We start from the raw sequence: 11,734 nt of genomic DNA on the forward strand, positions 1-11,734 counted from the left end.
GAAGGACCCGTCGAGATGACGGGTCCTTCCTTGTTTATTCTACAAATACTTTTCCTGACGCTGTTGCTTCCGTCTCGTTGCCAAATGCATCTGTTGCTTTCAAAACAATGTCCGCTCCGTCCAGCTTCAAAGAAGAAGTTGCTGTCCAGTAGCCTACATAATGGCCCTCTTCCGTCTCTCGCATTGGCAGTTCGGTTGCTTGTGCTGTTGTCCGGAAATTCGTCAGCGGAGCCTTCAAATAGAAGGTCGCATCTTCCAGGCCAGGTTCTGACTCGAAGGAAATAACAACAGTCTCCCCAGGCTGCAAGTTCGTATCTTGAGCTGGCTGCACATTTTCCAGTACTGGCGCTGTGTAATCTGCCTCCAATTTAATTACCTGTTTCGTTTTGTTGCCTGCCTGGTCTGCTGCAACTACCTTTATTTCATTTGCACCTTCCTCCAAAAGAATACGCTTGGAGAATGTGCCGTCTTCTTTCACATCTGCTTTCGCACCATTGATTGTCAACTTATCCAAATATTCATCTGTCACTGCACCTGTTACAGTGACAGTCTCCTTATTTGTTTTGCTAGCATCCTCAGGAGCTGTAATGCTCAGTTCAGGTGCTGTTTGATCACGGATAACAGTAACAGCTTCTGACGGTGCAGTACTTCCGTTTTCTAGCTTCGTCACAGCTGTTAAGCTGTTCTCCCCTTCCGCCAGCTCCACTTCAGCTGCAAACGTCCCTTCGTCTGTTGCTTCTACCAATGCAACGGCCTCTCCGTTATTGCTGACTTCTACGGCCCCGCCTGGTGAAGCAGTTCCTTCCACTGTCACTTTGTTGTCCTTCGTAACTGTGTCTGATGCAGGAGATGTAATCACTGGCGCTTCTGCCTCATAGTCAACAAGCGCGCGAATCATATAGTTGCCTTCTGCTGCAGGTACAGAACTCCATTCTCCGCCAACGTATTGCAAGCTGCGGCCGGAGAATTCACCATCTTCATCTATTGCTAACGCCGGAGTATTTGGATTCGCAACTGTTTGTACGTACAGAATATAGAAATCAGAATTTACTACTACTCCTTCTCCGGACAAATCGAGCTGCGTCCATTCTCCATTACGGAGTGCTTCGCCAGCTATTGGTCCGGCTAGCTTTTTACCTGGTGTTCCATCTTCTCCAGAATCATCATATATCTCAACTGCAAAATCAGTGCCGCCTGGTGTTGGGAAGCTTTCATCCCAGAATCGGAATAAGCCGCCCGTGACAAGTGCAGAAGACTGCCCTTCCGCCAGCGTAAATTTCACAGCCCAGCCGTTACCTGCATCAAAGTAGGCTTTGGCATTCTCAGCTGTACCATCATCGTAGCCAATCTCACCAGCAAAACCGATAAATGGCTCCAGCTCAACATGTTTCTCTGCTGTCTCATCCGCAGTCACCGTTACTTCCAGCTCTGCTCCTTTAAAGGATGCAGCGGTAATTTTAAGTGTATATGTCCCTTCATAAGCAGAGAGCGTGTATACGCCATTTTCATCTGTTTCCACTGGCGGCACGGCGGCGTCTTCGACCACATAAACTTTTGCTCCTTCAACGGCTTCTCCAGTCTGCGCATTCGTGACTTTACCTGTTACAGTCCCCTCTGCAATTGGATCTAGTGTGAAGTTCTGTGTAACAGCTGTCCCCTCAGAAACAGTGACAGGAGCTGTGCTGGAATGAAAGCCATATGCGGAAGCTTCCAATGTGACGTCCCCTGCAGCCTGCAATAGACGGTAGCTGCCGTCTGCTGGGTCAGTTTGAACGCTTCTTCCTGTTTCCTGCACCGTTACTGTCGCATCAACTGGCAGTGCTGCAGGGCTTATTTCTGTATTATCTGCCTGTCCATCTGGCAGTGCTGGACCTTGTACATTTCGAATTGGTGTTGGTGTGAGTTTTTTCTCTTTTACCTTTTTCTTGCCCTTCGCACTTTCTGTGATCTGCTTCGCATCGTCTTTTACCTTCTTCGTGCCTTTCATAATTGATGCCGAAGCATTGGAAGTATCTGAAATGGCTACATCATCGATATACCAGCCTTGCTTACTGACACTAGCATCCGACTCTATATGGAAACCAACGTAAACTGTCTGTCCTGCGTAATCACTCAAATTCACTTGATCTGCAGTCCAATCACCGTTGGAACCATTATATGAACCTACCTGCTCCCAGTTCTCCTTGTCTGTCGATACAACAACGTGCCCGTAATCATAGTTTCTCTCTAAATCAAACCATGATTGGAACTGCAAGTACGTTTCTCCGTCTTCTGGCACGGCCACCGGCGGAGCAAGCAATGTGGCATCAGAATTGTTTAGGTAAGCACCTGTACCATAAACCTTCTCTCCTGAAGCGGCTGCTTCAGGTCCAGCAGCTGGCGCTCCCCATTCCCACGAATTCTGGTCGCCAAATGACGTCCAGCCAGCCGGCTCTTCTTCAAAATCCTGTGTGTAGCCGACGGTTAACGGCGTTAGCAGCTCCACGTCAAATACGTCCGTCTCAGACGTGTTGCCACCAAAGTCTGTCACAACAAATTTATAAGCTAACGCAGAACCTGTTGTCGCATCCGCAGGCAGCACTGCTTGATATGTTCCGCTTGCTGCATTCCCTTCCACAAGCGACGCCTCAACTGTCTGCCATTCTCCTTCATCTTTCTTGTATTGAAGTGTCACTGTATCAGCACTTACATTATCTGTTACGGCTGCTGTGAGCGGTGTTGCTACACCTTGATATACTCCTTCAATTGCTTCATGGGTAATTACTGCCGCTTCTTGGTCATCTCCGTCCTGATAAACACTTCCGTTAATCTCGCCAACACCGGAAGCGATAGAAGATACCGCTAAATAAGCATTCACAATACCATGACCGAAGCCTTCATTGATTTCATCTGGATAGTCACTGTTTGTTTGTCTTTCCGCTGTGTCATACAAAATTGTCTCAATTTCGTCTACAGTGAGTGAGCTATCAGCCTGCAGTAGCAACGCAATTACACCGCTTACATGCGGAGCTGCCATGGATGTTCCGCTAAATGCAGCACTATAATCACTGCCGCTGACAGAGGAGTAAATGTTTACCCCTGGCGCTGCAATATCAGGCTTTATTTCTCCTTCATATGGAGAAGGTCCGCGGGAAGAGAAGCTTGCTAATCCATCTTCACTGTCTGTTGCTGCTACAGCGATGGACTCTGGATAATTGGAAGGTGCAGAAACTGTTGCATCTCCATCACCGCCATTTCCTGCAGAAAACACCGGGACAATACCCGCATCCCGCCATGACTGCACAACATCCCGGTACCACTCATCTAAGCCTGGACCGCCGCCCCAAGAGTTATTGATAATATCGGGTGCCTTCTCTGGATGCGGTGTCCCTGCTTCATCCTTAGGAGCGAGCATCCATTCAGCCGCATCCAAGAGAATAGCGTCCGTCGTCTGCCCTTGGCCAGTATCTGGATGGAATGCTTTTACTGCTATCCATTTTGCACCCGGCGCAACACCGATATCAGCAGTGTCATCTGCTGCAGCACCGACTGCTGTACCAATTGTATGTGTACCATGATCCAAGTCATCATACGGGACAGCTTCTCCGTCAACCGCATCATACCAGTTGAATTCATGTGTTACATTATCGGGATCAGCCGGATTATAGCCGCGGTATTTTTCTAATAACGCTGGGTGGTCATATTGGACACCCGTATCTAATCCGCCAATAACAATACCGGTACCATCTAATCCTGTTTCCTGCCAAACTGCAGGCGCTCCTACTCTTTCTACACCCCATGCTTCTACTTCTTCAGCTAAAGCAGCAACCTTCTTTTCTTCCGCTTTCGTTGGTTCAAGGATTCTTCGCTCTCTGTTGGGAAGGATTTTCTCTACTTCCTCTGAAGCAGCCAGATCCTCCATGACACCTTTCGTGCTCGTCACCTTTAGTGCATTCACGATATAATAAGTGTCATACGTTTTTACAACGCCCTTATCCTTCGCTTGCTTCAAATAATCAAGCAAGTTCGCTTGGGAAGCATCCGCGGTTGCACGTAAATTACTTACAACAGCAGAATTCTGAATCCGCTTCGTCTCTTCTGCTGAAAGACTAGCAGACTGCTTTTGCGCCTTCTCTACTGCTAATTCCGCAGCTTTCTTCGTATTAGCCTGATCCTTCAGTTTCACCAAATACGTCACCTGTTCGTCCGCTTTGAATTGCGACGTAACATCTTTGTCCACTTTCGCTGCTACACCTTCACTCGCTTTCACAGAAGTTCGCTCAGAAGACTGTGCTCGTGAAGCTGTAGGAGAAAACAAAGACAAAAGGAAAATCCCGACCGCTAAAATACTGAGCCACTTTGTCATACGTTTCTGCATGTTCTCACTCGCTCCCTTTTTAATTGATTGCTTCCCGATACAAACCACTTGCACCTCCATTCTCCGAAATGACAGATTGTGTAAATTCGCTCAGATGTTATACTCTAGCTTACGAGAATATGTCGGTTTCGGGAAGAGAAGGCGGAAAAAAGGGGAGCATATGCATAGAAGATCAGAAATCCTGCGTGATAATAGTAATAATTTTCAGTTAATTAAGAGTGGGAACTTCTGAAAAGCTAGGAATAGCATCCATAGTAACCGGACGATAGTCCTTGAACATAGAGGAAAGCTTGCAAAGTAGTGAAGATTATCTTCCTCAACTTGCGCACAGTTACTGTCTTTGTCTTACCAAAATCGTACTATTTGAATGGTATGCCGCTAAATACTGGGAATGTTCCTTTACTAGAATGCTAACAAACTTGCTGCAATAATGTTTTGCAGAAAGTGCCTTAAAAACCACCTAATTACCTAAACATGATATATTGGATTTATAGAAACAGGATAGAAGTCATGTAAATAAAAAAAGCTTAGCGCCCCTATATGGCTCTAAGCTTTTTCCTGTTAACCTAAATCAACATTATGATAAACCTGCTGCACATCCTCAAGATCTTCAAGTGCATCGATTAGCTTCTCAAACTGCTCCTGTGTTTCTGCATCTAGTGTGACATCGTTTTGTGCCAGCATGGAAAGTTCTGCAACGGTGAACTCTTCAATACCAGCTCCTTTGAGCGCTTCCTGTACTGCGTGGAATTGATCTGGCTCTGCGTAAACGATGACTGCTTCATCTTCTTCCAGAATATCACGCGCATCCACGTCAGCTTCCATTAGAATTTCCAGTACCTCATCTGAAGATTTACCTTCAATTCCGATAACAGCTGTGGCATCAAACATGTAAGCAACGGAGCCGCTGACGCCCATGTTACCGCCGTTTTTACCAAATGCAGCACGAACCTCTGGCGCTGTACGGTTTACATTGTTTGTCAGTGCATCGACAATAATCATAGAGCCATTTGGACCGAAACCCTCATAACGCATCTCGTCGTAGTTTTCTTCGCCGCCGCCTTTCGCTTTCTCGATCGCACGCTCGATAATTGCTTTCGGCACGTTATACGTTTTTGCACGCTCTAATACAAATTTCAGCGCTTGGTTCGCCTCTGGATCTGGTTCGCCCTGTTTGGCTGCAACATAGATCTCACGGCCGAATTTCGCATAGATCCTGCTCGTATTGGCATCCTTTGAAGCTTTCTTCTCTTTGATATTGTTCCATTTACGTCCCATTGATGAACACTCTCTTTCAATCTATTTTAAAACTGTTTGTGAAATGATGATTGCTGATACCATTATAACGCAAAACGCAGTGTACTAAAACTAGGGCTGCTCGACATGAATGGTTAACATAGTCGTTTTCCGGTTATGTAATAAAGGGAACCAATACAGAAGTATAGAAAGGCGGCTGGCCATGACACCAGATCATTTAATCATTTTTCTTGCAATAGGCTACATCTTCTTTTCTCTGGATAAGAAACAACAGAAGCTGCCTGTTCCGCTGCTTTTAGTTGTAACAGGAGTTATTTTATCCTTCATACCTTATTTTTCAGATGTAACAATCAGCCGGGAGCTAATTTACAAAGGTTTCCTGCCAGCACTTTTATTCATCTCGGCATATCGGTATTCATTTAAATCTGTAAAGAAATTCGGTCCTTTTTTCGGCCTCTTGAGCACATTGGGATTGTTTATCACAGCCTTGCTGCTCGGATTGGCTGTCTGGGGCATAGGCTCATTATTTACCACAATCTCTTTAATCGGCGCACTAGTCATCGCCTCTATTCTCACACCAACGGATCCTGTATCTGTAGAATCCGTTTTAGAGGAATCGGACATTAATAAAAAATACACAGCCAATCTTGAGGGTGAATCCATGATTAATGATGGGACAAGTGTTGTCATCTTTACAATTGTCTCTAACATGTATACAGCAGGAAAGTCCTTTTCTTTCATGCATCTATTCAAAGAATTTCTAACTGTATCCTTGGGCGGTGTCTTAATCGGCCTCGTGTTGGGCTGGCTATTATCGAAGAATATTCATATCTTGAAAAACCACACTTATCAGGTCATGGTAAGTATCATCGTTGCTTACGGAAGCTTTTATTTAGCTGAGGTCTTCGGTTTTTCCGGAGTATTAGCTACTGTAACAAGCGGTATTATGTTTTCTTATGAGCTGCAGAAAGCGGATGATGAAGAACAAAGCCGGCGCATTCAAGGAGGCTTCTGGAACATTATTGAGCCAACCATTTTGTCTTTGGTATTCATTGTACTCGGTATTGTGTCCATGCAATATATCCAATGGAAGCATTTCGGCTTATTCCTGCTAATCTTCTTACTATCCATAGCAGTAAGATTTGTTGTTTTAGTATTAATCGCTTTACCAAAACAGAAATGGCGCAAACTGGTCTTCTGGAAAGGTGCAACCATCCTTACATTTGCTGGAGTAAGAGGAACGATGAGCATCGTACTTCTGTTAACGCTGCAAGTGGAGCTGTCATCTGATCATTATATATTGTCACTATCATTCGGTGCTGTACTTCTATCACTTGTAGTGCAGACTATCATCATCTATCCGCTTTCTCTCATCCTTAAAAAGTCGGGATCCTCATAAGGATCCCGACTTTTTGCTGAACTTCATGTATGCTGTTTCGAAAGCTAGATAGCTATCAGGTCCAAGTTTGTTTTTGTCTTGGTCAAACAATCGAATAAAAACGATCTCGTAGGCTTCTGCTCTGCTGCATTGCCTGGAGTTCATTACTAGTTCTAAATAAGAAAGAAAATATGCCGGACTCAGTTGGCCGCCTTTATTTAAAATCACATGAACACCTCCTTTCTAAGTTTACTTGTTTCTCGTCTTTTACTTATCATATATTTCCTACATTTTAATATATAACGATTGCTTTATATAACAATCTGCTTATATACTGACAGTGAAAGGAGGTATTACATATGGTAACTGCAAAACCCTTGTCTATGGAAACTCTAACAGAAACTCTAAAGATTCTGCATGATCCAACTCGACTGCTGTTATTAAAGCTGCTTGCGGAGAAAGAATACTGTGTGTGTGAGCTTGTTGAGATGTTTGACATTAGCCAGCCAGCTGTTAGCCAGCATTTGCGCAAGTACCGGCAAGCTGGTCTGGTTATCGAAGAAAAGCGCGGACAATGGCGCTATTATCGATTTGATCCATCCTGTTCACAAAACGCGCTCGTAAAAAATGTCCTGGCACAGCTGGATACGCAAGATGAACAACTTATACAGCTTCGGCACAAAGCAGAAGCAATTACTTGCAGTTAGGAGCAATTTACAAATGATAACCACTGTTTTAGCCTGTCTTATTTTTTTAATTACTCTAGTACTCATTATCTGGCAGCCGAAAAATCTGAATATCGGCTATAGCGCTTGTGCTGGTGCAGTGCTTGCTTTGCTAGTCGGTGTTGTTGATTTTAGCGACGTATGGGAAGTAACCACAATCGTCTGGAATGCAACGCTGGCCTTCGTAGCAATTATTCTTATCTCCCTTATCCTGGATGCCATCGGTTTCTTTGAATGGGCTGCCTTGCATATGGCTGCAGCAGCCAAAGGAAACGGCACGAAAATGTTCGTTTTTGTCTGTCTGCTCGGTGCCGTAGTTGCTGCTTTCTTCGCCAATGACGGAGCTGCATTAATATTAACACCGATTGTATTGGCAATGGTCCGGGCGCTGCGCCTTGATGAAGCGCTTGTCTTTCCTTTCATCATAGCAAGCGGATTTATTGCAGATACTACATCTTTACCGCTTGTTGTAAGTAATTTGGTGAACATCGTATCTGCCGACTTTTTTGATATTACGTTCCTGGAGTATGCCTCACGAATGATTGTACCGAATTTCATTTCTCTTGGTGCTAGCATCCTTGTGCTTTATTTGTTTTTCCGGAAACGTATACCAGCTGTCTATGATGTAACAGCAGTGAAAGAACCCCGATCAGCAATTAAAGATAAGAAATTGTTCAAACTATCTTGGTATGTATTAGCGCTGTTGCTGATTGGTTATCTCGTCTGTGAGTTCATCAATATTCCAGTATCCTTTGTTGCCGGAGCTATCGCGATTGTCTTCCTGCTTATTGCACGCCGCAGTCCAGCAGTGCAAACAAAGACGGTAGTCAAAGGAGCACCGTGGAATATCGTGTTCTTTTCGATTGGTATGTATGTTGTCGTGTATGGCTTACGTAATGCGGGTCTGACAGACGTACTAGCTGATATCATTCAATATGTTGCTGATGAAGGACTGTTTATCGGAACACTCGGCATGGGCTTTATTGCAGCTATTCTTTCATCTGTTATGAACAACATGCCAACCGTTATGATAGACGCGATCGCTATCTCGCAAACAAATACGACTGGTGTGCTGAAGGAAGCTCTCATATACGCGAACGTAATTGGATCCGATTTAGGACCGAAAATTACACCAATAGGTTCCTTGGCTACTTTGCTTTGGCTGCATGTACTTTCGCAGAAAGGTGTCAAAATTTCATGGGGCACCTATTTCAAGACGGGTATAATTTTAACAATTCCTACCTTGTTCTTAACTTTAACAGGATTATATATTTGGTTACGCATTATCCACTAAAGGAGAGATATGATGAAAATACGCATTATCGGATCTGTGGCAGCTGGCACTTCTGTCGCAGCAAAAGCACGCCGTAACAATGAAGAAGCAGACATTCGTATCTACGACAGAGATTATGATATCTCCTACAGCGTTTGCGGCATTCCTTATTTTATTGGAGAGGAAGTCGAGGATTTAGAAACACTCAATCCACGTGACGCTGCTTTCTTTAAGAAACGCTATAATGTTTCTATTCAGACAAGACATGAAGTAGTTTCTATTAATCATGCCAGCAAAACGTTGACGATTAAGAATTTAATTACCGGAGAGACAATGACAGACACATATGATGTGCTGGTATTTGCTACTGGCGCAACACCCCTTACACCTGTTATGGAAGGAACAGAGCTTGAGCACGTCTTCCACGTGCGCACTATCCAGCATGCAGGCGCCATTGATACGTTTATTGAATCCAGAAAGCCAAAAACAGCCACTATCATAGGGGCTGGTTATATCGGATTGGAAATGGCCGAACAGCTCACGCAACTTGGTGTAGAAGTAAACCTGATCCAGCGCAGTAATCAAGTTATGAAGCACTTGGATAAAGATATAGCTGACCAAATTGCAGACACACTGCAAGCGCATGGTGTAAAGCTGTTGCTTGAACAAGAAGCAGTTCGTATTACCAAGTCAGAAGTTGTGACTTCAAAAGGAGAATCAATTGCTTCTGATATCGTCTTCCTGGCTGTTGGTGTAAAACCAAACACCGCTTTAGCAGAATCAATTGGAGTAAAGATTGGTGAAACAGGCGCAATTGCAGTAAACGAGAAAATGCAGACAAACTTGCCGGATGTGTATGCAGTGGGCGACGTTGCTGAGAGCTTCTCTGTTTTAACAGGAAAGCCTATCTATCGTCCCTTAGGCTCCACTGCTAATAAAATGGGCCGCATTGCAGGGGATGTTATTACTGGCGGGACATCTGCCCACCGCGGAATACTAGGGACAGGTATTGTCCGAGTGTTTGAGCTAGCCATTGGGCAAACAGGTATGAATGAAAGAGAAGCTCTGAGCTATGGCTACGATATTGAAACACTGCACAATATTAAACCTGCCCGCGCTCCTTATTTAGGTGGGAAAGAACTGACCATTAAAGCAATTGCCGACCGAGCTACTGGGCGCCTGCTCGGTGTTCAAGCAATCGGAGAAGAAGGTGTAGATAAACGCATCGATGTATTTGTAACAGCTATGACATTTGGTGCAAAAGCAGAAGATCTGTTTCATCTGGATCTAGCCTATGCCCCGCCGTTCAGTACAACAAAGGACCCAGTCATGTACACTGGCATGGCACTGGATAACGCCATCAAAAAGCAAAACAAACTGCTAACGCCAAAGCAGCTGCAGGAAAGGCTCGAAAAAGGTGAGCAGTTCCAAATCATTGATACCCGAGCAAAAACGCAATACGATACATCACATGTATCTAGTGCCGTCAATATCCCGCTAGCAGAGCTTCGGGAAAAGGCAAAAGAACTCGACCCAACAAAACCAACCCTTTGCTACTGCAACAGCGGCGTAACGGGCAACGCAGCACAAAACGTTCTGCGCAATATGGGGTTTGAAGATGTATATAATTTATCTGGCGGGAATAAGAACTATCAGAAATACCGGAAGTAAGAAAAGCCGCATACAAGATGTATGCGGCTTTTCTTAGATTGTACCAGGTATTCCGATTGATTTGGGAAATAGGTAAGCATCTATACATAAACACCATATGTATATGCTAATATTAACGATATTCCATAAGGAGGTATGTCATGATCTTGTGATTATCCTGCCTCGTATCTGAAATTTCTATTGTACTTACCCGTAAGCAAAGTCACTATTATCCTGAATAACATAAAAAAACTCCACTGAACAAGCTAAGACTGATGTAAGCAATTATATCAAGTTGAACCATCCTAATAACAACGGTATGCAAGCAAACTAGATAGTTTGCCTTTAATAGTTATCAAAAGACCAGGAAAAGACACTTGGCCTTTTTGAGTAATGAATAAGATAGTTATTAAACAACGAGAGGTAATGTAAGTATATAGTCCAAGAAGAAAAGGATTAATTGCATATTGAACAATATGAAAACTACAAAAGATTTGCGGTATTCAAATGTGCATCAAAAAACCCTAGAGTATTAAAACTCTAGGGTTTCGTGATAAGCTTCCTAGCGGACTTGAACCGCTGACCCCCACCTTACCATGGTGGTGCTCTACCGACTGAGCTAAGGAAGCAAATGGCTCCACAGGCAGGATTCGAACCTGCGACCGATCGGTTAACAGCCGATAGCTCTACCACTGAGCTACTGTGGAACAATATAAATATGTATACAAAAAAATTGCCTGGCAGTGTCCTACTCTCACGGGGCGAACCCAACTACCATCGGCGCTGAAGAGCTTAACTACTGTGTTCGGCATGGGAACAGGTGTGACCTCTTCGCTATTACCACCAGACAATTCAAAGATTCAATTAAATGAACCCTCAAAACTAGATAAGAAACTTCATGCTTTTACATCTCATGCGCTGCCAAGCACCGGAGTGCTTGGTCTTTGGCGTTGACTTACTAAATCATTTTAGTTAAGTCCTCGATCGATTAGTATTCGTCAGCTGCACGTGTCACCACGCTTCCACCTCGAACCTATCTACCTCATCGTCTCTGAGGGATCTTACTCATTTAAAATGATGGGAAGTCTCATCTT

General features: G+C 44.2%; 7 protein-coding genes, 2 tRNA genes and 2 rRNA genes. 4 read left to right on the forward strand and 7 right to left on the reverse strand.

Annotation, left to right across the window (positions count from 1 at the left end; genetic code table 11):
• Positions 1-34: 34 nt before the first annotated feature.
• Positions 35-4,357 (reverse strand): S8 family serine peptidase, encoded by a 4,323-nt coding sequence (locus CRO17_RS16145; protein ID WP_097043520.1) that lies wholly within the window; start codon positions 4,355-4,357, stop codon positions 35-37.
• A gap of 561 nt (positions 4,358-4,918) precedes the next feature.
• On the reverse strand, positions 4,919-5,635 hold the full coding sequence (locus CRO17_RS16150; RefSeq protein ID WP_097043503.1) for a YebC/PmpR family DNA-binding transcriptional regulator: 717 nt from the start codon (positions 5,633-5,635) through the stop codon (positions 4,919-4,921).
• 181 nt (positions 5,636-5,816) lie between these two features.
• Between CRO17_RS16150 and CRO17_RS16155 the strand changes: the two genes are divergently transcribed.
• Positions 5,817-7,013 carry a cation:proton antiporter gene (locus CRO17_RS16155; RefSeq protein ID WP_097043504.1) on the forward strand — a complete coding sequence of 399 codons (1,197 nt, stop codon included), beginning with the start codon at positions 5,817-5,819 and terminating at the stop codon, positions 7,011-7,013.
• Here CRO17_RS16155 and CRO17_RS16160 read toward each other — a convergent pair.
• The gene (locus tag CRO17_RS16160; RefSeq protein ID WP_097043505.1) at positions 7,008-7,220 is read right to left on the reverse strand and encodes a hypothetical protein; all 213 of its coding nucleotides are present in this window, start codon (positions 7,218-7,220) and stop codon (positions 7,008-7,010) included. The two genes, CRO17_RS16155 and CRO17_RS16160, sit on opposite strands and share 6 nt — an antisense overlap.
• Positions 7,221-7,351: 131 nt before the next feature.
• On the opposite strand from CRO17_RS16160, the gene CRO17_RS16165 reads away from it, so the two are divergent.
• The 3 genes from CRO17_RS16165 to CRO17_RS16175 are packed head-to-tail and all read left to right on the forward strand — an operon-like array spanning position 7,352 to position 10,661.
• Positions 7,352-7,699, forward strand: a complete 348-nt coding sequence (locus CRO17_RS16165) for an ArsR/SmtB family transcription factor (protein ID WP_097043506.1) — start codon at positions 7,352-7,354, stop codon at positions 7,697-7,699.
• A gap of 13 nt (positions 7,700-7,712) precedes the next feature.
• A complete protein-coding gene (locus CRO17_RS16170; RefSeq protein ID WP_097043507.1) occupies positions 7,713-9,011 on the forward strand; it encodes an arsenic transporter in 1,299 nt (432 codons plus the stop codon).
• A 12-nt stretch (positions 9,012-9,023) separates the two neighbouring features.
• Positions 9,024-10,661 (forward strand): FAD-dependent oxidoreductase, encoded by a 1,638-nt coding sequence (locus tag CRO17_RS16175; RefSeq protein WP_097043508.1) that lies wholly within the window; start codon positions 9,024-9,026, stop codon positions 10,659-10,661.
• Positions 10,662-11,196: 535 nt separating this feature from the next.
• Here the strand turns inward: CRO17_RS16175 and CRO17_RS16180 are convergent.
• From CRO17_RS16180 to CRO17_RS16195, 4 genes are all read right to left on the reverse strand, one after another.
• A tRNA-Thr gene (locus tag CRO17_RS16180) sits at positions 11,197-11,269 on the reverse strand.
• Between the two features lie 3 nt (positions 11,270-11,272).
• Positions 11,273-11,347 (reverse strand) — tRNA-Asn (locus CRO17_RS16185).
• A gap of 28 nt (positions 11,348-11,375) precedes the next feature.
• A 5S ribosomal RNA gene (rrf, locus tag CRO17_RS16190) occupies positions 11,376-11,488 on the reverse strand.
• Between the two features lie 120 nt (positions 11,489-11,608).
• Positions 11,609-11,734: ribosomal RNA gene (locus CRO17_RS16195) — 23S ribosomal RNA — on the reverse strand; the annotation flags it as partial.

The sequence above is a fragment of the Terribacillus aidingensis genome (assembly GCF_900215625.1).
Lineage (GTDB): Bacteria > Bacillota > Bacilli > Bacillales > Amphibacillaceae > Terribacillus > Terribacillus aidingensis.

What these genes read in the sequence shown, in the direction of transcription:
- CRO17_RS16175 (WP_097043508.1), top strand. Translation starts at nt 9,024, where the DNA reads ATGAAAATACGCATTATCGGATCTGTGGCAGCTGGCACTTCTGTCGCA.
- CRO17_RS16150 (WP_097043503.1), bottom strand. Translation starts at nt 5,635, where the DNA reads ATGGGACGTAAATGGAACAATATCAAAGAGAAGAAAGCTTCAAAGGAT.
- CRO17_RS16170 (WP_097043507.1), top strand. Translation starts at nt 7,713, where the DNA reads ATGATAACCACTGTTTTAGCCTGTCTTATTTTTTTAATTACTCTAGTA.
- CRO17_RS16145 (WP_097043520.1), bottom strand. Translation starts at nt 4,357, where the DNA reads ATGCAGAAACGTATGACAAAGTGGCTCAGTATTTTAGCGGTCGGGATT.
- CRO17_RS16155 (WP_097043504.1), top strand. Translation starts at nt 5,817, where the DNA reads ATGACACCAGATCATTTAATCATTTTTCTTGCAATAGGCTACATCTTC.
- CRO17_RS16165 (WP_097043506.1), top strand. Translation starts at nt 7,352, where the DNA reads ATGGTAACTGCAAAACCCTTGTCTATGGAAACTCTAACAGAAACTCTA.